Raw genomic sequence first — 19,838 nt, forward strand, 5'->3', positions numbered from 1 at the left:
AAAGACTTCGGTGGTTCGGTCAGTGGTCCCCGCGAGTGCGAGTGATGGCGGCGAAGGCGTCGGCGGCGGCGAGGTTGAAGTCGCCGTGATCACTGCCCAGGCCCCCGGCGACGAGGGCGGCCACGGCATTGCCGAGGATCGCGGCGTCGCGTGGCGATCGGCCCAGGGCCACGGCGCGCAGGAAGCCCGCCGAGAAGGCGTCACCACAGCCGGTGGTGTCGACCGGGACGATGTCGAAGGCCGGAATGTCCTCGGGCCCTTCGGGTCCGAACAGCAGGGTGCCGTCCGCGCCCCGGGTGACGGCGAGCAGACCCGCACCCGCATCGCGCAGGATGCGGCAGCCGTCGAGGAGATCGGTGGTGCCGGTGAAGCCGAGTACCTGGTCGTCGTTGGGCAGGAAGTAGTCGGTGTGGGGTAAGACCGCCGCGATGGCGTCGAGGCTGCCGAGGCTGCCCGGTGCGATCAGGTCCACCGAGGTGGTGACGCCGTTGTCCTTGGCGTAGGCCAGGATTCGGGCGGCGGTGGGTGCGCCCATCAGTTCGGGGCCGCCCAGGTGGAGGTGGTCGGCGTCGCGCAATGCGTCCCAGTTCACGTCGTCGAGGGTGTAGAAGGGGTTGGCGCCGAGCAGGTGCAGGCTGGGGCGGTCGCCGTCGGGGCGGATGGGCAGTACCGATGACGAGGTGGCGTGGTCGGGTTTGCGGACGACCAGTTTCGTGTCGATGCCCGCGCGTTCGAGCAGGGTCAGCAGGAAATCGCCGGAGGCGTCGGTGCCGACCGCGCCCGCGGTGTGGACGCTCGCACCCAGTTTGGCCAGGGTCAGGGCGGTTCCCGCGGCCGTGCCCGCCGCCGTGACTCGAATGTCTTCGACCAGTGCGGTCTGCTGACCGGCGGGGATCTCGGTGACGGGCCTGACCAGGATGTCCAGCACGTGTGCGCCGAGCGTGATGACCTTCATTCGGTGTCCTTCCGGAGGGGTTTGCGGGTGCCGTAGCCGGTGCGCAGCGCCACCTCGAGGACGGCGGTCTGCTGCTGTTCGGTCAGCACGCGCGGGGTGCCGAGGCGGCTGGCGTCCAGGTACAGCGCGCACGCCCACTCCAGGAGCAGTGCGTTGTCGACGGCCTGACCGAGATTCGCGCCGAGGGTGACCGCGCCGTGGTTGGCCAGCAGCGCGGATTGCTTGCCGCGCAGGGCTTCTCGTACCGCGTCGGCGAGTTCGGTGGTGCCGAAGGGGAAGAAGGGCGTGACCCGGGTGGTGCCGCCGAGGACCAGCTGCTGGTAGTGGATGACCGGCAGTTCGTCGAGTGCGCAGGCGACGGCGGTGGATTTGGGTGCGTGCGTGTGCACCACCGCCTGCGCCGGGTAGGTGCGGTAGATGTCCAGGTGCAGGCCGAGTTCGGAGGTGGGGGCATAACGGCCGCCGACGATCTCGCCCGCCGGATCGACCACGGTGATGTCGTCGGCGGTGATCTCGGCGAGCACCGCACCGGTCGGTGTGACGGCGATCAGGTCCTCGGTGCGCAGGCTGACATTGCCCGCGGTGCCGATCAACAGCCCTTGCTCGGCGAGCAGTCGACAGGCTGCGGCGATTTCCGCGCGTTCGGCTCGCATCGGGATGGTCATGGGGCTACATTACGTGAATCTGATTCAGATTCACGTTCAGTTCGCGAATGTTTCGGGAGGCTTCATGGCGGTCCACGTGCTACCGGAGGCGGTACTGCGGCGAGTACCGCAGCAGGCCCGCAGTCGCGAACGGCTGGCGAAGGTGATCGAGGAGGCCGACCGGCTCATCGCCGCCGAGGGCGTGGAAGCACTCACCATGATCAAAGTGGCCGCGGCGGCCGGCATCTCGGTCGGCTCGCTGTACCAGTACCTGCCCGATCGGGACGCCATCATCGAGGCACTGGCGGCCTCCTACCTGGCGCAGATCGAATCCGAGATGGCCGGACTGCTGGAACTCGCGCGCGCTCAGCGCTGGGATGATCCGGCGGGGACGTTCCTCGACGCCTTCGCGCACCTGTACCGCAGCGAGCCCGGATTCCGCGCCCTGTGGCTGGGCCGTCACCTCACCGAGGGGGCCCGGGCCCTGGATCGTGAGCACAAGCGCCGCATGGCGCTCGCCCTACGCGAGGTGATGCTGGCCCAGGGCGTGACCGACACCGAGGATCTCGACGCCGCGTGCTGGGTCGCGCACCTGATGGGCGACGCGGTCATGCAGGAGGCCTTCCGCTCCGACCCGCAGGGCGATCCGAAGCTGTTGGCGCAGGGCAGGATCGCCCTGCGCGCCTACCTCGCGGTCCGGCCATGACGCCTGCGCGTCACCGGCCGATCAATGGGTCAACGGCTTCATCCCCACTGTGGGCACACCCGCGTTCGCACCGGTCCACCCGACCGTTCCCGGGTTGCGGAATATGGCCGATCAGGTGCTCGCAACCCTCAATTGGCCTCGATACCAAGCTGTTCCAGCGCGGCGAGCCTGCTGCCGAGGTAGCCGCGCTCGGCCTGGTTTCCGGTGAGCGCGATGGCGGCGGCATATTCGTGCGCGGCCTCCGAGGTGCGTCCGAGACGGCGCAGTAGATCGGCCCGGATGGCATGGAACAGATGGTGTTCGGCGAGTTCGAGGGTGTCGATCTCGGTGAGTGCCGCTGCCGGACCGGCGATCTCGGCGAGGGCGACTGCGCGGTTGAGCGCCACCATCGGGCCGGGGGACAGTGTGGTGAGCTGGTCGTAGAGTGTGAGGATCTGCGACCAGTCGGTGTCGGCGGCGGTGGGGGCGTCGGCGTGGACGGCGTTGATGGCGGCTTGGAGCTGGTACGGGCCGGGTTGGTTGCGGCGCAGGCATTCTCGGACCAGCGTGTGCCCCTCGGTGATGAGGCCGCGGTCCCAGAGCTCGCGGTCCTGTTCCGGTAGCGGGATGAGCGCGCCACTGTCGGATGTTCGTGCGGCACGGCGGGATTCGGTGAGCAGCAGCAGCGCCAGCAGGCCGTGCACCTCGGGTTCGTCGGGCATGAGTTCGGCCAGCACGCGGGCCAGGCGCAGGGCTTCGACGCACAGGTCGGCGCGGACGAGTTCGGTTCCGGTGCTGGCGGTGTGGCCCTCGGTGAAGATCAGGTAGATGACGGCCAGTACCGCGTGCAGGCGGGCGGGCAGGTCGGCGTCGGCGGGCACCCGGTAGGGGATGCGGGCGTCGCGGATCTTGCCCTTGGCGCGGGTGATGCGTTGCGCCATGGTGGTTTCCGGGACCAGGAAGCCGTGGGCGATCTCGGCGACGGTGAGGCCGCCGAGCAGGCGCAGGGTGAGCGCGACCTGGGCGGTGCGGGCCAGGGCGGGGTGGCAGCAGGTGAAGATCAGGCGCAGTCGGTCGTCGTGCACCGCGCCCTCCTCGATCGGTTCGTCCTGGGCGTGCAGCAGCACGGCCTGCGCGTATTTGGCGGGCCGGGCCGCCTCGCGGCGCAGCCGGTCGACGGCCCGGTTGCGGGCGGTGGTGATGATCCAGCCGGGCGGGCTGGCGGGCAGTCCGTCGGCGGGCCAGCGCTGCACCGCGGTGGTGAAGGCGTCCTGGACCGCGTCTTCGGCGATGTCGACATCGCCGAAGACGCGGATCAGGCTGGCGACGGCGCGCCCGTACTGCTCGGCGAAGATTGCCTCGATCGCCGCGAGATCGATTGCGCCGGAGTCCATCTCAGCGATCCTGGATGGGCCGCACCTCGATGGGCAGGGTGACCACGGTCGCGAGCCGCCGCCCCCATTCCAGGGCCTCGTCGAGGTCGGCGGCCTGGATCACGGTGAAGCCGCCGATGTGCTCCTTGCCCTCCACATACGGGCCGTCGGTGACGAGCATGTCGGGTCCGTCGGCGCGCAGCACGGTGGCGGTGCTCGGTGCGTGCAGCCCGGCCGCGAACACCCAGGCGCCGTGCGCGCGCATCTCGTCGTTGAGCGCCTCCAGATTCGCCATGATCTCCGGCAGGTTGTCGGGTACGCCGGTGCTGTCGGGCTGGAAGATGCTGAGCAGGTATTGCTTCAACGCTGTTCCTCTCCGGTCGGCCGGTAGGTGGCGATGATGACGCCGGTCCCGGTGACCACGCTGTCGGTGAGCGTCAGTGCGCTCAGCTCGACGTCGTCGAACAGCCGGGTACCGGTGCCGAGGATCAACGGGTGGATCTGCAGCAGGTACTCGTCGATCATGCCCGCGCGGATCAGCGAACGCAGTAGATCACCGCTGCCCAGCAGCACCAGATCCAGATCGGGCCGGTCGGCGCGCAACTGCCGCAGCGCCGCGACCGCGTCGCCGGGCAGCAGGGTCGAATTCTGCCAGGGCAGCGGCTCGGACAGCGTGCGCGAGGCCACGAACTTCTCGGTCTTGTCGAGCGCCTCGGTGAACGGGTTGCCGGTCTGCTCGGGCCAGAAGCCGTGGAAGTCCTCGTAGGTGCGGCGGCCCAGCAGCAGTCCGCCCTGATGACTCGCGATGTGCTGACCGATGTAGCGGCCCTGCACCTCGTCGGCATACGGCCCGGACCAGCCGCCGTGCTCGAAGCCGTGGCGGGTGTCCTCGTCGGCGCGGCCGGGGGCCTGCATGACGCCGTCGAGGGTGACGCTGACTACCGCGACGATCCTGCTCATCTTCACTCCTGGGTCTCGCCCGGCCCGGTGCCGGGTTCACCCTCTGTACGAACGAGAACGCTCGGATACGACAGCGCGGCGCGAACTTCTCGAATTCGCCGCTCGATCACCGATTCCGATGCTGCGATCGAGGGCGATCCGAGCCCGGCCGACCCGGTGGAGCGCGCTGTTACGGTCGGATCATTCCGCTGGTGGACTGTCGTCCAGCCTGTCCGAGGGGTGTCATCGGCGATGACCGAAACCAATGCACAGCCGCGCCGCAAAACGATCAGTACCGCCTATATCCATCGTTTGCAGCGCCGTCACTTCCTGCTCTTCGACGTACTGCCGATCGTGGGCACGGTGGCCGCGGTCGCCTTCCTGTGGGTGCGGCCCTTCGGGTGGCTGGAGTTCGGGCTGCTGTTCACGATGTGGCTGCTGAGCGGCCTGGGCATCACCGTCGGCTATCACCGACTGTTCACCCACCGCACCTTCAAGGCCGCGCCGTGGGTGTCCTCGATGCTGGCCGTCCTGGGTTCGATGGCCGGGCAGGGCGGGGTGGTGTCGTGGGTCGCGCTGCACCGGCGCCACCACGAATACAGTGACCGCGACGGAGATCCGCACTCGCCCAACCTGTCCGGTGGCGGGTTGCGGGGAGCCGTTCGCGGACTGGCACATTCGCACTTCCTGTGGATGCGCCGCCACGAATACCCGAACATCGTGCACTACGCGCCCGACCTGATCCGCGACCGCCGCCTGGTGCGGGTGGCGCGGCTCTACTACTGGTGGGTGGCGCTGGGTCTGCTGGCGCCGGCGGTCGTCGGCGGCCTGGTCTCGATGAGCTGGACCGGCGCGGTCAGCGGCCTGCTGTGGGGTGGCCTGGTGCGCATCTTCCTGCTGGAACACATTGTGTGGGCGATCAACTCGTTCCTGCACATGTTCGGCACCAAGCATTACGATTCCCGCGAGAACAGCCACAACGGTGGCGTGTTCGCGCTCGTCACCCTCGGTGAGTCGTGGCACAACAATCATCACGCGTTCCCGGAGTCGCCGTCCTTCGGCCTGGACTGGTATCGGCTGGATCCGGGCTACTGGCTGATTCGCGTGCTGGCCGCCACCGGTCAGGCCTGGGATCTGAAACTGCCGTCCGAGGCGCGCATCGCCGCCAAACGTCTTGCCTGAGAGAGGTTTCACCGTGGATACGAGCAAGGAAGCCATCGTCGCCTGGTGCCAGCAGTATCTGGCCGACCTGCTGGAGGTGCCCGCCACCTCGATCGACCCGACCGCGGATTTCGACCGCCTCGGCGTGGATTCGGCACTGGCCGTGGCACTGCTGATCGAGGTCGAGGAGCGCTACGGCGTGGACCTGTCGCCGGAGGACCTCTACGACAACCCCACGCTGGAGGCGGTCGCCGCCTACCTGCACGAGCACCTGCCGCGGAACGTGGCCTGAGCATGGTCGCCGTCGAATCCGGCGCGGTCGATGTCGAGCGCACCGACGCCGCGGCCGCCGCGATCCGCCACCACTACGACATCGGCAACGAGTTCTATCGGCTGTGGCTGGATCCGACGCTGAGCTACTCCTGCGCCCTGCGTGAGAATCCGGACGACACACTGGAACTCGCGCAGGAGCACAAGCTGAATCACCACCTGAACGCGATCGGTGTCGAGCGGGCCGGATCGGTGCTCGATATCGGCTGCGGCTGGGGCGCGATCCTGGACCGGGTGTCGCGGCAGCCCGCGATCACCCGCGCGGTCGGCCTGACGCTCAGCGACGAGCAGGCGGAATACGTTCGGGCACAGAACTATCCGGGCGTCGAGGTGCGGGTCGAGGACTGGCTGCACTACCAGCCCGCCGACCGCTTCGACGGCATCATCTCGATCGGCGCGTTCGAGCACTTCGCCCGCCCCGACGACGCGCCCGCCGAGAAGATCCGCGTCTACCGCGAGTTCTTCACCCGCTGCCGGGACTGGCTGCGACCAGACGGGACGCTCTCGCTACAGACCATCGCCTATGCGAACATGACCGCCGCGCAGGCGAATACGTTCATGCAGCGGGAGATCTTCCCCGACGCCGAACTGCCCACCCTGGCCGAGATCACCGCGGCGGCCGACGGCCTGTTCGAGGTCTGCGCCGTCACCAACGGCCGCCTCGACTACGCCTGGACCTGCGCGGAGTGGGCGCGGGGCCTGCGCGCGCACCGGGCCGAGGCCACCGCGCTGGTCGGGGCCGAGGCGGTGGCCCGCTACGAGCGGTACCTGAAGCTCTCGGCCATGGGTTTCCGGATGGGCAAGCTCACCCTGTTCCGACTCGTGTTGCGGCCGTACGGATCCGGCTTCTTCGAGGCGAAGAGCTCTCGGGAAGAGGGCCGGGCATGACGGTGGCCGGTCCGGATCCCGCACCGCCGCGGGCCCGATTCAACCCGTTCAGCGCCGAGTTTCGTCGTGACCCGTACCCGATGTACCGCGACTTGCGCGCGGTGCGGCCGGTGCACCGCACCCTGGGCATGTGGGTGCTGACCCGCTACACCGATGTGAAGGCGGTGCTGCACGACCGCTCCTTCAGCGCCGGACTGATCCCGCAGCTGGTCAGCGAGCAGGCCGATCGGCTCGGGCAGCCCGAGGTGGGCCGGATCGCGCGCCTGGGGCGAAAGTCGCTGGTGTTCACCGACAATCCGGATCACGCGCGGCTGCGCGGACTGGTGAACCGGGTGTTCACCGCCGCCGCGGTGGCCGAGCTGCGACCGGTCGCCGAGGCCGCGTCCACCCGGCTGCTGGAGCATGCCGCCGACGCGGGCGGCATGGACCTGATCCGCGATTTCGCCGCGCCACTGCCGATCGCGGTGCTGTGCGAATGGATGGCGCTGCCGGACGAACTGCGCGCGCAGGTCGGGCCGTGGACCCACGACATCCGCTTTCTGCTCGAACCCGGGCTGATGAAGGCCGCCGACTTCGCCCGCGTGCGTGAGGTGGTCGAGGATTTCGCCACCGCGCTCACCGAGCTGGTGGCGCAGCGCCGCGAGCACCCCGGCGGGGACCTGATCAGCCGCCTGCTCACCGCGCGCACTTCCGGCGGCGACACCCTCACCGAGGAGGAGCTGGTCTTCGTCTGCATCATGTGCTTCGTCGCGGGCAACGAGACCACCAAATCGCTGATCGGCAACGGGACCTTGGCGCTGCTGCGGCACCCCGACCAGGCCGCCCTGCTGCGCGACGACCCCACGATGGTGAAAGCCGCTGTGGCGGAGGCGCTTCGCTACGACTGCCCGCTGCAACTCACCAAGCGCCTCGCCACCCGCGACGTACTGCTGGGCGACCAGCTGATCCACGCGGGCGAACAGGTCCTGGTGTGCCTGGGCGCGGCCAATCGCGACCCCGCGATGTACGAGCGTCCCGACGAATTCGACCTCACCCGTGACGCGAGCGCCCACCTGGCGTTCGGGCACGGTATGCACGGCTGCCTGGGCGGCCAGCTGGCCGAACTCGTCACCGGGGTGGCCTTCGGTCACCTCGCGGGGCTGCGGCTGGAGCCACTCACCGACGACTTCGACTGGCAGGACCACAGTTTCATCGTGCGCGGACTGAAACGCCTCCCCGTGACCGTGCGGCGGGAGCCCTGAGATGACCGAACTGCCGCCCGAGGCGCTGCTGCCGGAGGTGCTGCGCCTGCGCGCCGCCACCGAGCCCGACCGCACCGCCTACATCTTCCTCGACGAATACGGCGAGGAGACGGTCACTCTCACCTACGCGGAACTGCACGCGCGCGCCCGCGCGGTCGCGGCGGAACTGCGGACCCGGTGCGCGCCGGGGGATCGCGCGATCCTGGTGTTCCCGCAGTGCGCGGAGTTCATCGTCGCCTACTTCGGCTGCCTGTACGCGGGCGTCATCGCGGTGCCGCTGAATCCGCCGCGCCGCGAGCGGGTTCAGGAGGCGACGCGCGCCATCGTGCGCGACTGCGCGCCGACCGCGGTACTCACCCTGGAGATGTTCCTGCCGCCGCTGCGCGCGATCCTGGAACCGCTGTGCGGGGCCACGCAGTGGCTCGCGGTGGACGGGATCAGCGCCGACGCAACGGGATTCGATCCGGTCGAACCGAGCCCGCACGATATCGCCTTCCTCCAGTACACCTCCGGCTCGACCGGCACGCCCAAGGGCGTCATGGTCACCCACGCCAACCTGGTGGCCAACGAGCGGATGATCCGGGCCGCGTTCGGCCACGACCGCGACTCCACGGTGGTGGGCTGGGCCCCGTTCTTCCACGATCAGGGCCTCATCGGCAATGTGCTGCAACCGCTCTACGTCGGCGCGACCAGCGTGCTGATGTCACCGGGCGCGTTCATCCGGCGGCCGCTGCTGTGGCTGACCGCGATCTCCCGCTACCGCGCGCACACCAGCGGCGGACCGAACTTCGCCTTCGAGGCGTGCGTGGCGCGCGCGGCCGCCGGACCCATCGTGGATCTCGAACTCAGCAGTTGGCGGGTGGCGTTCAACGGGGCCGAACCGATCCGGCCGCAAACTCTGGACCGGTTCGCGGAAGCGTTCGCGCCCTACGGATTCGACCCCGGCGCCTGGTATCCCTGCTACGGCCTGGCCGAGGCGACACTGCTGGTCAGCGGCAGCATCCAGGGGCGGGGTCCGCGCCTGCTCAGCGCCGACACCGACGCACTGGGGGAGCGCCGCTACCTGCCCGGCTCCGGTGCCCGCACCACCACCCTGATCGGGTCGGGGCGGGTGCTGGACGGTGAGCACGTGCGCATCGTCGACCCGGACACCGGCCGCGACTGCCCGCCGGAGCACGCCGGTGAGATCCGGGTGTCGGGACCGCAGGTGGCGCAGGGCTATTGGCGGCGACCCGACGCCACCCGCGAGACCTTCCACGCCGACGGCGACTACCTGCGCACCGGCGACCTCGGGCTACTGCTCGACGGGGAGCTGTACGTGATCGGCCGCCTCAAGGACCTCATCATCATTCGCGGGCGCAACTACTACCCGCAAGACATCGAGCAGACCGTGCGCACCGCGCATCCGGCGCTGCACAGCGGCCCCGGCGCGGCCTTCTCGATCCCGTCGCCGAGCGGCGAGAAGCTGGTGATCGTGCACGAGATCCGGCACCCCGACGCGGTCGACCCGGTCGATGTGACCGGCGCGATCCGGGCCGCCGTGCTGCGCGAACACGAGCTCGCCCCGGCCGATGTCGTGCTCACCGCTTCCGGCCAGGTGCAGCGCACCAGCAGCGGCAAGATCATGCGCGCCGCGGCCCGAAACCGCTATCTGGCCGCCGAATTCGCGCCGTGGACCCCGGAAACCGAACCACTCGCCGACACCACGAGGAGCTGACCATGCCGACCTGGCAGGCACCCAACCCCGAATTCGCGCAGGCCGTCACCTTCGCGGTGCTCAGCATGCCCGCCGCCAAACATCTCGGCTTCGAATTCGGCCGGGTCGATCCCGGCGAGGTCGAGATCGTGCAGCCCTTCCGCACCGAACTCACCCAGCACAACGGGTATTTCCAAGGCGGCGTGCTGGGTTCGCTCGCGGACTTCGCGGCCGGGTCGGCGGCGGGCACGCTGCTGCAACCCGGCTGGGTCAACATGACCATCGACTACACGGTGAAGATCCTGGCCCCGGCCAAGGGGGAGCGGGTGCTCGCGCGCGGCCAGGTCCTCAAGCCGGGCGCGCTGATCACCTCGGCCGCCGCCGACGTCTACTCGGTCGAGGGCGACGACGAGATCCTCTGCGCCACCGCGCTCGTCACCATGCGCAACGTGAAACTGGGGTAACCGTGACCGGTTTCGTGTTCGATCCGTTCGCACCCGGTTTCGCCGCCGACCCGTACCCGCACTACGCCCGGCTGCGTGCCCACGCACCCGCCTACGAGCATCCGCTCGGCTTCTGGATCCTGTCGCGGCACGCGGATGTCGCCGCGCTGCAACGGTCCTCGCATTCGGTCGACGAGGCGAACCTGACCCGGCTGCCCGCCTGGAAGAGCGACAGCGACCGGCTCGGCAAACGCAATCGGATCATGGGCGGACTGTCCATGCTCGACCAGGATCCGCCCGACCACACCCGGTTGCGACGCTTGGTCACCAAGGCGTTCTCGCGGCGCGCCATCGCGGAGTGGGAGCCGCGCGCGGCCGACCACGTCGCGGCCGGACTCGACCGCATCGCGGCGGCCGGAACCACGGATCTCGTTGCGGAGCTGGCCTTCCCGCTGCCATTCGCGATCATCTCCGAAATGCTCGGTATACCCGAGGTCGAGCACACTCGGCTGCGCGAACTGACCGCCGTGCTGGTGCTGGCCCTCGAACCATTGGCGGACCCGGCCCTGCAAACCCGCATCCGCGCCGCCGACACCGAACTGCTCGACCTGGTGGGGGAGCTGGTGCACTGGAAGCGCACCCACCCCGGCGACGACCTGCTGTCCGCGCTCATCACCGCTGAACACGAGGGCGACGCGCTGACCACGGCGGAGCTCACCGCCCAGGTGATGCTGCTCTACCTGGCCGGACACGAGACCACCGTCAACCACCTGGCGGGTGGGCTGCTCGCGCTGCTCGAAAACCCGGCGCAGGCAGCGCTGTTGCGTGCGCGACCCGAGCTGGCGGTGAACGCGGTCGACGAACTGCTGCGCTACGACACCCCGGTGCATCTCATGCGGCGCATCACCGTCGGCCCGCTGCGGGTCGGCGACACCGAAATCCCCTCCGGCAGCTGGGTACTCGCCTGTCTGGCCGCGGCCAACCGCGATCCCGAATTCTGGGGCGAGGACGCCGACCGCCTGCGACTGGATCGCCCGATCGCCGACCGCCATGGTTCGTTCGGTGCGGGCATCCATCACTGTGTGGGCGCGGCCCTGGTCCGGTTGCAGGGCCGAATCGCCTTCTCGGCGTTCGCTCATCGCTTTCCCGACGCGGTGCTAGAGGAGGTGCGCTGGAACGGCCGCATCAATGTGCGGGGTCCGGCTGCCCTCATGGTCTCGGTCCGCTAGCCGCCCCGCGAAGGAGAACTCCATGCCGACCGCTGTTCTCAACGGTGTACCGATCGCATACTCCGACACCGGATTTCCGGCCGGAGATCCAGGCGCGCCGACCGTCGTCCTCGGTCACGGGCTGCTGTTCGGCGGCTGGATGTTCCATCCTCAGATCACCGCGCTGCGCGACCGCTACCGCTGCGTCACCCTCGACTGGCGCGGCCAGGGCGCGACCGCGCCCACCGTCGCGGGCTACGACATGGACACCCTCACCACCGACGCGCTCGCCCTCATCGAACGGCTCGGCCCGGACCCCGTGCACTGGGTCGGCTTGTCGATGGGCGGCTTCGTCGGGCAGCGTCTCGCCGCCCGCCACCCCGAGCGCCTGCGATCGCTGACATTGCTGGGAACCAGTGCCGCAGCAGAGGATCCGGCCAAGACCGGTGAATACAAGCGACTGGCGCTCGCCGTGCGACTGCTCGGCTTCCGCGCCGTTCAGCAGTCCGTCGAACCCCACATGTTCGGTCCGTCGTTCCGCACCGCCGCGAACGCCCGCCCGATCATCCGGGACTGGTCGGCGCGCCTGCGCCGTCTGCCCCGCGCCGCCCTGCACCGAGCCGTACTCGGTGTGGCCGAACGTCATTCGATCGAGGACGAACTCGCCGCCATCGACATGCCCACCCTGATCGCCGTCGGCGCGGACGACCACGCCACCCCGCCCGACCGTTCCCGCGAACTCGCGGATCGCATCGCCGGGTCCCGCCTCCAGATCCTCGACGACTGCGGCCACACCAGCACCCTGGAGCAACCGGCCGCCGTCACCACCCTGCTCGGGGAGTTCCTGGACACCGTGAAATAGCAACGGGCGCCACCGGATCCGGTAGCGCCCGCTCGATCATGCTCAGCCGCAGAGGCTGCCGGGTGCGGTGGCGGCATCGAGGAACAAGACCGCCTCCTCCCGCTCGGTGGCGCCACCGGGCAGGTTCTCCACCAGTTGCTCGCGGGTGACTCCGGCGGCGATGGCGCTGCAGTCGGCCTTGCCGACGTCGATCGCCGCCGACTGCTGATCACGCTCCGTCAGCAATTCCCCGTGCGCCTGCAGGTAACTCACGAACACCTGCTCCTGCGACGTCAGTGCGGTCTCGGCGTTCGCGACCGTCGGCAGGGCGCCGAGGGACGCGGCGACCAGCGCACCGAAAACCAGGGTGTGACGGCTCAACTTGCCCACTACTTCTCCTCTTCGAACTCGAATGAACCCGGCGAGCGTACCTGTTATGGGCGTCGGACATCAGAGGCGTTGGCCGACGGAGTTTTTCGGGCTTCCCGGGTCAGTTCAGCACGGTGTGCAGCAGGGTCACCCCGTCGGTGAGCGCCGTTCCGGCGACCGACCAATTGGTGTCGGCGGGCTGGGTGGTGAGCACCACCACGGCGTAGCGGTACAGGCCGGGGACATCGCCGACCAGGCCGGTGGTGTCCAGGGTGGTGGAGCTGTCGAGGTCCATCCAGCCCTGTTTGATCGCCCAGGCGCGCCCGCTCAGGCCGTCGGGGATGCCGAAGTACTGATCGGTGCCGTCGGCGGCGGTGTGCGCCGTGTTGTGCAGCGCGTTGATGATCAGGTCGCGGGCCGGGGCCGGGATCGAGGTGCTGATGTAGTGGAAGATCGACACCACATCCTTTGGCGTGGTGAGGGTTTCGCCCCACTCGCCGATATCGCCGGGCGCGGTGGTGCCGGACAACCCGATCTTGCTCACCTGCCGGGCGATGATCGCGTCGTTGCCGCCGTCGTCCCACAGGGCGTCGGCGATGTCGTCGTCGCTCAGCGACAGCATCTGCGAGATCTGACCCGAGGTGTCCGGGCTCGGATTCCAGCCCTGCCCCTGCATGGTGTCCAGCGCGATCAGCAGCTTCACCACCGAGGCGGTGTAGAACTGCTGCCCGGCATTGAGACTGGCCAGGGTGGCCCCGGTGTAGGTGTCCACCACGTCGATGCCGACGGTCGTGCCCGGGGAGGCGTTCTGGATGGCCGACTGCATCTGCTGGGCGATCGCGGTGGCCGAGACCGGATGCTGTGCCGCCGGGACGACCGCGGGCGTTCTGGTGGCGTTGGGGGCCGGTGCGGTCGTCGTGGTGATCGACGGCCGGTCGTTGTTCACCTGGGTGTGGGTCACGGCCAGCGCGCGGGGCGCGAGCGTGACGAGGACGATCGCGGCGGTGAGAAGACCGGCCGCGATCCAGAGCCACCGAAGGAGCGGTGACCGGGCCGGAATCGAGGTCATAGTCATAAAGATCGACATGAACCTCGAGCTATTTCCAGACGAAAGCTGTCAATTTCCTGTTAATGCAGGGTTCAATCTGATTTCGGTTCGGACTCGGTCGGGACCAGCAATTGATTAGCGAACTACGATCGCTGGTGGGTCGGGATTCGTCCCGGTGGAGACAGCGATGGCTAATAACCGTGGGTTCTTCGGAAAAGGCCTAGTGAGAGGTCTAGCCCTGGTCGGGCTGGGCCTGGCGTTCCTTATCGCGCCGATGACAACACCGGCGGCACACGCTGATGCCGACTATGGCAACGGCTGCTTCCTCTACTCGAACAACATTTCAGCAACAGTGGATTCGTTGCGCTTCAGATGTTCGCCTGATCAACAGAACGCCATCTATCGCGACGCCGGAGCCGGCGATGTGCCCCAGGGCGCGCGCAACGGCTGGGTGGTCTCACCGCGTGATATGCAGTCGTGGGCGCCGCTGTTCTGGATCGGCAAGACCTTCTATACCTCGCCCTCGGGCGGGTACCTGGAGAACCGCATCACCGGTGCCGGCATCGAGGGCTGGCCCGCCTACGTCTACTCCGGACCGTCCATCGTGGACGGCGGAGCCGCCTGGATCCTCAACTACGCACCCTCGCCGACCCCGCAGGTGTACGACGAGATCCGCGAGATCACGCCGGGCGTGTGGTTCGGCTACTCCTGGGAGCAGCAGGGCGGTGGGTACAACCTGCAATTGAGCTTCGTGCTGGCGTGAGTCGCCAACGCGGCTTCGTGACCACCCTGCTGCGTATCGAGGGGATCACTATGCGGCGCGGTATACCGTCCGTGCGGTGGTCACCAGCGGGATCTGCAGCGGAAGACGCAGCAGCGCACCGGCTTTGAGCGGCGCGGGGCGTCCGCTGCGCACCCAGTCGTAGGCCATCTGGACATTGGCGGGGAACACCGCGATGAACAGCAGTGCCGCCAGACGCGCGCCGAAGCCGCGGGTGCGCGGGACGAGGATCAGGGTGCCGATGCCGAACTCGATCACGCCGGATACCTGCGTGTAGGTCCGGGGCTTGCCCGGGAGCTGGGGCGGAATCGTCGCGTCGTAGAACTTCGGCAGGGCGAAATGCAGGGTGCCCGCGCCGAGCAGGATCGAGGCCAGAGCGAACGCGCGTAGTCGCACGCCGGTGCTGCCGGCCGAGGGGAGTGCACTGGGTATCTGAGACAGTTCTGCCGCCATCTTCGCAGCCTAGCCCAACCAAGGTCGACAGGGCGGCCGCAGTGTCTGACCTGCAGCTGTTGGTCGACCGTTGGCCGGTCATTGGTGAGCCCGCACATCGTTGGCGTCGGGTCGTCCGAGAGGGCGATACCGAGTCGAGGGAAGGGAATTCACCATGACCAACTCCACCCGGGCCACCGCCACCCGCCGCCTGGCACCGCTCGCCGCCGCCGCGCTGGCGTTCGGCACGTTGGGCGCCGGCGCCGCCGTGGTCACGGCCGCGCCCGCTTCCGCCCAGAGCTACGACTGCCCCGGCGGCATGTTCTGCGGCTACGACGGGGCCAACGGCACCGGCAGCATGATCGTGCAGGTCGACAACAGTCCGGTGCTGCACGACATCGGCAACGGCGGTGTGGGCGATCGCCTCACCTCGTATTGGAATCGCACCGGCAAGGCGGTCAACCTCTACGACTGGACCGGGCAGCGCTGGCTGCTGCTCGCCACCATCGCGGACAACGGGCGCGGGACCCTGGCGTCGTGGGCGGACAACCGGACCGACGCGGTCGAGGTGCTCGGCTGATCCCATCGCAGGCGTGGATGCCGGGTGATGCTTGGTCGCCCGGCATTTCGTGCCTGCGCTATTTCGCCACGGCGACGGCTCGAACCGCCCGCAGCCGCCCGTCGCCCAGTGCGCTCGTGAGATGTTCGGCGCGGGTACGGAATTCGGGGACGAAGGCGTGCAGTCCGAGCGGGTTGGGCGGCATCGACAGCACCGTGCGCATGGTCTCGGCAGTCTCCTCGGTGAGGTCCGCCCAGTGGTCGATGGCGAAGCCCGCTGCTTCGATCGCGGTGCGCAGCGCCGTCGCCGAGATCAGGTGACTGTCCTCGGGTCCGTCCGCCCAGGGTAGGGGATAGTCCAGCGCGTCACCGTCGCCGGAGACGATGTCCCACACGGCGAGTCGGCCTCCATCGGTCGAGACCCGGCGGGCCTCGCCGTACAGGCGATCCTTGTCGGCGACGTTCATCTGTACGTGCTGGCTGATCACCACGTCGAAAACCGCGTCGGGGAAGGGCAGTTCGGTCACGTCGGCCCGGTGGACCTCGATGCGATCGTCCAGCCCGACCAGACTGTCGAGCCAGCGGGCGGTCGCGCAGTAGTCCTCGGACATGTCGATACCGGTGACCCGGCAACCGAATTGGCTCGCGAGATAGCGGGCCGTGCCGCCGATGCCGGTGCCCGCGTCCAGCACCCGGGTGGCGGGCGACGGGTCGAGCAGTGCGGCGAGCTGATAGGTGGCGATGCGTCCGCTGCTGTGGAAGTCCTCCAGCAGTGCGAGATCCGCGGGCGTGAGGTGCTCGAGATCCTTGCCCGCGGCGGCCAGGGCTCGTTCGATGTCGGGGCGGGAGGCGCCGGTCGCGTACTGGGCCGGGATTCGGGTCTGCTCCATGACGGTTCTCTCGGTTGAGGGCGGTGCTACGGATTCAGTGGGTCGCGGTGACGGGGCGTAGACGATCGAGCACGCCGCGTCGTCCTCGGGAGGTCATGCCGAGCGCGGTGGCGGTAGCGAAATCGATTACCCCCGTGAGTAATCCGAGCACGGCCTGCGGGGGACCACCCAGCACGAGATCGGGCGCGTCGGCGGTACCGGCACGCCCTTCTACCCGGCCCTCGCCGACCTCGAGCACGGCATACACCTCGGCGCAGTCGAGCTGGATGGTCACCGCGGGGGCGTGTGGTTCGCCATCGGTGACGAACCAGGCCGGTGCGTAGGCCAGCCATTGCGCGCGCAGGGTGTCTTCGGGTCGCGGGGTGGCCATGTAGCGGATCCCCCACAGCCCCAGGGCTTTCAGTGCGGGCTCCAACGCCGACCCGGCATCGGTGAGTCGGTACAGGGCGGTCGCTACGGGCGGCGGCGCGTCCTCGCGCACGATCAGCTCGGCTTGCTCCAACTCCCGCAGTCGATTCGACAGCAGATTGGCGGCGATCCCCGGCAACCCGTTCTTGAGGTCGGTGAACCGGCAGGGCCCCTGCAACAGCAGTTCGCGCACGATCAGCAGCGTCCACCGATCGCCCACCACATCCAGGGCTTTGGCGATCGAACAGTACTGGTCGTAGCTGCGCACCTCACCATGATAGCTCGCATCAGGTAGAGAAAGTCAACGAGTTGGTAGAATAAATCAACCATGCGATTTGAAGAGACCGATTGGTCGGTTAAAATGGCTGTGCCCGAGTGGAAGTCGCGACCTGCTCCCGCAAATCCGCGTCACCCCGGTGTGTTGCGTGGTTCGGATCGCTGATCCCGGCCCGGTGGCGCACAATTGGGCTGCTGTTCGGCTCGATCAGGGGATGTCATGAAGGCACACAAGGCAGTTGCGGTAGCCCTGCTGGTGATCGGCGTGAGCGCCGGCTGCTCGAAGCACACGGGCAACAATCTGGTGAACGCACCGGCGAACGCGGCACCGCAGCCCAGTGCCCAGGCGGCCACCGGCACCGTGCCGGTCGGCCCGGGCCCGCAGGGCACCTACACCGTGCAGGCGCAGCCCGCGCCGGGGAGCTGCCACTTCCGCAAGACCTCGGACGGGCAGCCGCTGCCGGATCCGGCTTGCACCCCCGGCGCGACCAATCCCAAGGTGACGCAGGCGAACCTGGCCGAGACCATCTGTAAGTCCGGTTACACCCAGTCGATTCGGCCCACCACCGCGATCACCGGGCCGGAGAAGGCCGCCAACATCAAGTCCTACGGCTACACCGGTGATCCCTCCGACGCCGAATACGATCACCTCATCTCGCTCGAGCTGGGCGGCGACCCCAACGATCCGCGCAATATCTGGGTGGAGCCGCCGTCACCCGGGCACAAGCAGGGGGCCGGGCCGAACAATCCGAAGGACGGCGTCGAGTCGAAGCTGCACTCGCTGGTGTGCGGCAACAAGATCAAGCTGGCCGACGGGCAGGTAGCCATCGCCACCGACTGGACCACTGCGCTGGCCAAGGTCGGCTTCCCCAACGGCTGAGGCGCGTCGCGTCCGGCGTGCCGTGGTCAAAGCTCCGCGCGGGCCGAATCGGCGGGCCTACCATCGAACGATGTCAGCGGGGCAGGACGGCTCGACCATGATCGAGGGGCGGGTCGTGCACCAGGTGAACAACGCCTTGAAGATCACCTTCAGCAGTGGTCCGGGGGATCCGCTGGCCGTGGGTGTGCAGGGGGCCGGAAACGGGTTGGGGGCCAAGGCCGCCATTCTGTTCGGGTTCAAGAACGGTGGCACCGGCAAGCATCGGATCACCTATGCCGACGGCACGGTGGTGTGGGTGGAATCCAAGGATTCCGCGCCGACCGTGCTCAGTCGCGGTGACGGGACGGCCATCGGGACCATTCGGCGCGCCGACACCTCCACCGCGGTCGGGTCGACGGCGGGCACCCTGTTCCACTTCGTCCCCGACCCGGACGAGGCGCGCACCCCCGAGTTGTTCCACCTGCTGATCCTGGATCGCATGGGGCAGGAGGCCGGGCGGCTGGACGTGGTGCGCACCGCGGGCGGGTGGACACTCGGCCGGATCGCGAACGAGCTCTATGACCAATACATCTGGTGGGACCGGGCGGGCCAGCCGCTGCCCGTCCCGATCCTCGGCACCCGGATGCTCATCAGGCACCCGCTCGACCCGGTGGAGCGGGATGTCCTGCTGGGCGCCTGCGTCGACATCACCCTCGGGCTGCGGCCCTACACGCAGGCGATGCGGTGACCGTCAGTCCGCGACCTTGATGATCAGCTTGCCCAGGTTCTTTCCGGTCAGCAGCCCCTGGAACGCCTCCACCGTGTGGTCGAGGCCGTCGACGACATCCTCCAGATAGGCGATGTCGCCGTTGGCCACCCAGCCGGAGACCGCCGGATAGAACTCGCCGAACTGGTCGAGGAACTCGGTCTGGATGAAGCCGCGCAGGGTGAGGCTCTTGCGCAGGATGTGGCCCATCAGCAGGCCGAGGCGGTCCGGGCCGGGCGGCAGGTCGGTGGCGTTGTATCCGGCGACCAAGCCGCACACCGGGATTCGCGCGAACTTGTTGAGGCGGGAGAGGACGGCGTCGAAAACGTGGCCGCCGACGTTCTCGAAATAGACGTCGATGCCGTCGGGGGTGGCGGCGGCGAGCTGCTCGGCGAAATCGGGGGCGCGGTGGTCGAGCGCGGCGTCGAAACCGAAATGGTCGCGCAGCAGGGCCGTCTTCTGCGGTCCGCCCGCGATGCCGATTGCCCGCGCGCCTTTGATTTTCGCGATCTGACCGACCGTCGCGCCGACCGGTCCGGTGGCGGCGGCGACCACCACGGTCTCGCCCGGCTGTGGGCGGCCGATGGTGAGCAGACCCGAGTAGGCGGTGAAACCGGGCATGCCGAGTACACCGAGGGCGGTGGTGAGGGGCGCGGCGGCCGGATCGAGGGTGCGCAGATACGAGGTGTGCTCGACCGAATGGGTTTGCCAGCCCGCGTAACCGAGCACGATATCGCCGGGTGCGAAGGCGGGGTCGGTGGATTCGAGGACGCGGGAAACCGTCGCGCCGCACATGGTTTGGTCCACCTCGACCGGCGGGGCGTAGGAGGGCGCGTCGCTCATCCGGCCGCGCATGTACGGATCCAGCGACAGATAGAGAGTCTGCAAGAGGGCGTGGCCCGGGCCGGGTGCCTCCAGTTCGACGGTCTCGGTGCGGAAGTTCTCCGGCTGCGGCATGCCGGTGGGTCGCGAGGCCAGGACTATCCGGGTTGACTTCATCGTCGTACGACCTTTCGATGGGCGATTCTCACATTCTGGACCAACCGC

Annotated in this window: 24 protein-coding genes; 13 read left to right on the forward strand and 11 right to left on the reverse strand. The window is 68.7% G+C overall.

All coding sequences use genetic code 11. The annotated features are described in order from the left end of the window. Positions 1-19: 19 nt before the first annotated feature. Both OG300_RS03975 and OG300_RS03980 read right to left on the reverse strand, forming a co-directional pair. Positions 20-955, reverse strand: a complete 936-nt coding sequence (locus OG300_RS03975; RefSeq protein WP_405492233.1) for a carbohydrate kinase family protein — start codon at positions 953-955, stop codon at positions 20-22. Next, positions 952-1,620 carry a class II aldolase/adducin family protein gene (locus OG300_RS03980; RefSeq protein ID WP_405492235.1) on the reverse strand — a complete coding sequence of 223 codons (669 nt, stop codon included), beginning with the start codon at positions 1,618-1,620 and terminating at the stop codon, positions 952-954. Before OG300_RS03980 ends, OG300_RS03975 begins: the two co-directional genes overlap by 4 nt. A gap of 64 nt (positions 1,621-1,684) precedes the next feature. Between OG300_RS03980 and OG300_RS03985 the strand changes: the two genes are divergently transcribed. Next, complete coding sequence (locus OG300_RS03985) at positions 1,685-2,305, forward strand: TetR/AcrR family transcriptional regulator (protein ID WP_405492237.1); 621 nt, start codon at positions 1,685-1,687, stop codon at positions 2,303-2,305. Positions 2,306-2,433: 128 nt separating this feature from the next. Here the strand turns inward: OG300_RS03985 and OG300_RS03990 are convergent, their stop codons facing one another. From OG300_RS03990 to OG300_RS04000, 3 genes are read right to left on the reverse strand one after another with little or no spacing between them, the layout of a single operon-like run. Further along, complete coding sequence (locus tag OG300_RS03990; RefSeq protein WP_405492239.1) at positions 2,434-3,678, reverse strand: RNA polymerase sigma factor; 1,245 nt, start codon at positions 3,676-3,678, stop codon at positions 2,434-2,436. A 1-nt stretch (position 3,679) separates the two neighbouring features. Then, positions 3,680-4,021 carry a YciI family protein gene (locus OG300_RS03995; protein WP_405492241.1) on the reverse strand — a complete coding sequence of 114 codons (342 nt, stop codon included), beginning with the start codon at positions 4,019-4,021 and terminating at the stop codon, positions 3,680-3,682. Continuing rightward, positions 4,018-4,617 carry a dihydrofolate reductase family protein gene (locus OG300_RS04000; RefSeq protein WP_405492243.1) on the reverse strand — a complete coding sequence of 200 codons (600 nt, stop codon included), beginning with the start codon at positions 4,615-4,617 and terminating at the stop codon, positions 4,018-4,020. The genes OG300_RS03995 and OG300_RS04000 overlap by 4 nt, the downstream gene beginning before the upstream one ends. Before the next feature lie 231 nt (positions 4,618-4,848). Between OG300_RS04000 and OG300_RS04005 the strand changes: the two genes are divergently transcribed. Genes OG300_RS04005 through OG300_RS04040 form a run of 8 tightly spaced genes read left to right on the forward strand, consistent with a single transcriptional unit; the run spans position 4,849 to position 12,425 of the window. Next, positions 4,849-5,778: an acyl-CoA desaturase gene (locus tag OG300_RS04005; RefSeq protein ID WP_405492245.1), complete on the forward strand. Its 930-nt coding sequence runs from the start codon at positions 4,849-4,851 to the stop codon at positions 5,776-5,778. A gap of 13 nt (positions 5,779-5,791) precedes the next feature. Further along, positions 5,792-6,049: an acyl carrier protein gene (locus tag OG300_RS04010; RefSeq protein WP_405492247.1), complete on the forward strand. Its 258-nt coding sequence runs from the start codon at positions 5,792-5,794 to the stop codon at positions 6,047-6,049. A 2-nt stretch (positions 6,050-6,051) separates the two neighbouring features. Next, positions 6,052-6,975, forward strand: coding sequence for a class I SAM-dependent methyltransferase (locus tag OG300_RS04015; protein ID WP_405492248.1), 924 nt, complete (start codon positions 6,052-6,054; stop codon positions 6,973-6,975). Further along, positions 6,972-8,216: a cytochrome P450 gene (locus OG300_RS04020; RefSeq protein ID WP_405492250.1), complete on the forward strand. Its 1,245-nt coding sequence runs from the start codon at positions 6,972-6,974 to the stop codon at positions 8,214-8,216. Before OG300_RS04015 ends, OG300_RS04020 begins: the two co-directional genes overlap by 4 nt. A gap of 1 nt (position 8,217) precedes the next feature. Further along, the gene (locus OG300_RS04025; RefSeq protein WP_405492252.1) at positions 8,218-9,933 is read left to right on the forward strand and encodes a fatty acyl-AMP ligase; all 1,716 of its coding nucleotides are present in this window, start codon (positions 8,218-8,220) and stop codon (positions 9,931-9,933) included. A 2-nt stretch (positions 9,934-9,935) separates the two neighbouring features. Then, the gene (locus OG300_RS04030; RefSeq protein ID WP_405492254.1) at positions 9,936-10,376 is read left to right on the forward strand and encodes a PaaI family thioesterase; all 441 of its coding nucleotides are present in this window, start codon (positions 9,936-9,938) and stop codon (positions 10,374-10,376) included. Between the two features lie 2 nt (positions 10,377-10,378). Beyond that, positions 10,379-11,584: a cytochrome P450 gene (locus OG300_RS04035; protein WP_405492256.1), complete on the forward strand. Its 1,206-nt coding sequence runs from the start codon at positions 10,379-10,381 to the stop codon at positions 11,582-11,584. Between the two features lie 22 nt (positions 11,585-11,606). After that, positions 11,607-12,425: an alpha/beta fold hydrolase gene (locus tag OG300_RS04040; protein WP_405492258.1), complete on the forward strand. Its 819-nt coding sequence runs from the start codon at positions 11,607-11,609 to the stop codon at positions 12,423-12,425. Positions 12,426-12,467: 42 nt separating this feature from the next. On the opposite strand, the gene OG300_RS04045 is transcribed toward OG300_RS04040, so the two are convergent. Both OG300_RS04045 and OG300_RS04050 read right to left on the reverse strand, forming a co-directional pair. Beyond that, entirely contained in the window at positions 12,468-12,794 is a 327-nt protein-coding gene (locus tag OG300_RS04045) for a DUF732 domain-containing protein (RefSeq protein ID WP_405492260.1), read from the reverse strand. A 100-nt stretch (positions 12,795-12,894) separates the two neighbouring features. Further along, the gene (locus tag OG300_RS04050; protein WP_405492262.1) at positions 12,895-13,842 is read right to left on the reverse strand and encodes a hypothetical protein; all 948 of its coding nucleotides are present in this window, start codon (positions 13,840-13,842) and stop codon (positions 12,895-12,897) included. 202 nt (positions 13,843-14,044) lie between these two features. Here OG300_RS04050 and OG300_RS04055 point away from each other — a divergent pair, with 202 nt between their 5' ends. After that, entirely contained in the window at positions 14,045-14,584 is a 540-nt protein-coding gene (locus OG300_RS04055) for a hypothetical protein (protein ID WP_405492264.1), read from the forward strand. A gap of 48 nt (positions 14,585-14,632) precedes the next feature. On the opposite strand, the gene OG300_RS04060 is transcribed toward OG300_RS04055, so the two are convergent. Continuing rightward, positions 14,633-15,055 (reverse strand): hypothetical protein, encoded by a 423-nt coding sequence (locus tag OG300_RS04060; protein WP_405492266.1) that lies wholly within the window; start codon positions 15,053-15,055, stop codon positions 14,633-14,635. A 154-nt stretch (positions 15,056-15,209) separates the two neighbouring features. Here OG300_RS04060 and OG300_RS04065 point away from each other — a divergent pair, with 154 nt between their 5' ends. Next, positions 15,210-15,614, forward strand: coding sequence for a peptidase inhibitor family I36 protein (locus OG300_RS04065; protein ID WP_405492268.1), 405 nt, complete (start codon positions 15,210-15,212; stop codon positions 15,612-15,614). A 58-nt stretch (positions 15,615-15,672) separates the two neighbouring features. Here OG300_RS04065 and OG300_RS04070 read toward each other — a convergent pair whose 3' ends face one another. Both OG300_RS04070 and OG300_RS04075 read right to left on the reverse strand, forming a co-directional pair. Next, positions 15,673-16,482, reverse strand: a complete 810-nt coding sequence (locus OG300_RS04070) for a class I SAM-dependent methyltransferase (RefSeq protein ID WP_405492270.1) — start codon at positions 16,480-16,482, stop codon at positions 15,673-15,675. Between the two features lie 34 nt (positions 16,483-16,516). Continuing rightward, a complete protein-coding gene (locus OG300_RS04075; RefSeq protein ID WP_405492272.1) occupies positions 16,517-17,158 on the reverse strand; it encodes a winged helix-turn-helix transcriptional regulator in 642 nt (213 codons plus the stop codon). Between the two features lie 228 nt (positions 17,159-17,386). Here OG300_RS04075 and OG300_RS04080 point away from each other — a divergent pair, with 228 nt between their 5' ends. Beyond that, positions 17,387-18,046, forward strand: coding sequence for a hypothetical protein (locus OG300_RS04080; RefSeq protein ID WP_405492274.1), 660 nt, complete (start codon positions 17,387-17,389; stop codon positions 18,044-18,046). A 70-nt stretch (positions 18,047-18,116) separates the two neighbouring features. Further along, positions 18,117-18,773 (forward strand): hypothetical protein, encoded by a 657-nt coding sequence (locus OG300_RS04085; protein WP_405492276.1) that lies wholly within the window; start codon positions 18,117-18,119, stop codon positions 18,771-18,773. Between the two features lie 3 nt (positions 18,774-18,776). Here OG300_RS04085 and OG300_RS04090 read toward each other — a convergent pair whose 3' ends face one another. Next, on the reverse strand, positions 18,777-19,790 hold the full coding sequence (locus tag OG300_RS04090) for an NADP-dependent oxidoreductase (RefSeq protein ID WP_405492278.1): 1,014 nt from the start codon (positions 19,788-19,790) through the stop codon (positions 18,777-18,779). Between the last annotated feature and the right edge of the window lie 48 nt (positions 19,791-19,838).

It is taken from the genome of Nocardia sp. NBC_00511 (genome assembly GCF_045161165.1).
Taxonomy (GTDB): domain Bacteria; phylum Actinomycetota; class Actinomycetes; order Mycobacteriales; family Mycobacteriaceae; genus Nocardia.

Bases quoted from the DNA above. Each gene is read 5' to 3' on its own strand.
- OG300_RS03975 (WP_405492233.1), bottom strand. From the start codon at position 955: ATGAAGGTCATCACGCTCGGCGCACACGTGCTGGACATCCTGGTCAGG.
- OG300_RS03980 (WP_405492235.1), bottom strand. From the start codon at position 1,620: ATGACCATCCCGATGCGAGCCGAACGCGCGGAAATCGCCGCAGCCTGT.
- OG300_RS03985 (WP_405492237.1), top strand. From the start codon at position 1,685: ATGGCGGTCCACGTGCTACCGGAGGCGGTACTGCGGCGAGTACCGCAG.
- OG300_RS03990 (WP_405492239.1), bottom strand. From the start codon at position 3,678: ATGGACTCCGGCGCAATCGATCTCGCGGCGATCGAGGCAATCTTCGCC.
- OG300_RS04000 (WP_405492243.1), bottom strand. From the start codon at position 4,617: ATGAGCAGGATCGTCGCGGTAGTCAGCGTCACCCTCGACGGCGTCATG.
- OG300_RS04005 (WP_405492245.1), top strand. From the start codon at position 4,849: ATGACCGAAACCAATGCACAGCCGCGCCGCAAAACGATCAGTACCGCC.
- OG300_RS04015 (WP_405492248.1), top strand. From the start codon at position 6,052: ATGGTCGCCGTCGAATCCGGCGCGGTCGATGTCGAGCGCACCGACGCC.
- OG300_RS04020 (WP_405492250.1), top strand. From the start codon at position 6,972: ATGACGGTGGCCGGTCCGGATCCCGCACCGCCGCGGGCCCGATTCAAC.
- OG300_RS04025 (WP_405492252.1), top strand. From the start codon at position 8,218: ATGACCGAACTGCCGCCCGAGGCGCTGCTGCCGGAGGTGCTGCGCCTG.
- OG300_RS04030 (WP_405492254.1), top strand. From the start codon at position 9,936: ATGCCGACCTGGCAGGCACCCAACCCCGAATTCGCGCAGGCCGTCACC.
- OG300_RS04040 (WP_405492258.1), top strand. From the start codon at position 11,607: ATGCCGACCGCTGTTCTCAACGGTGTACCGATCGCATACTCCGACACC.
- OG300_RS04050 (WP_405492262.1), bottom strand. From the start codon at position 13,842: ATGACCTCGATTCCGGCCCGGTCACCGCTCCTTCGGTGGCTCTGGATC.
- OG300_RS04060 (WP_405492266.1), bottom strand. From the start codon at position 15,055: ATGGCGGCAGAACTGTCTCAGATACCCAGTGCACTCCCCTCGGCCGGC.
- OG300_RS04065 (WP_405492268.1), top strand. From the start codon at position 15,210: ATGACCAACTCCACCCGGGCCACCGCCACCCGCCGCCTGGCACCGCTC.
- OG300_RS04070 (WP_405492270.1), bottom strand. From the start codon at position 16,482: ATGGAGCAGACCCGAATCCCGGCCCAGTACGCGACCGGCGCCTCCCGC.
- OG300_RS04080 (WP_405492274.1), top strand. From the start codon at position 17,387: ATGAAGGCACACAAGGCAGTTGCGGTAGCCCTGCTGGTGATCGGCGTG.
- OG300_RS04085 (WP_405492276.1), top strand. From the start codon at position 18,117: ATGTCAGCGGGGCAGGACGGCTCGACCATGATCGAGGGGCGGGTCGTG.
- OG300_RS04090 (WP_405492278.1), bottom strand. From the start codon at position 19,790: ATGAAGTCAACCCGGATAGTCCTGGCCTCGCGACCCACCGGCATGCCG.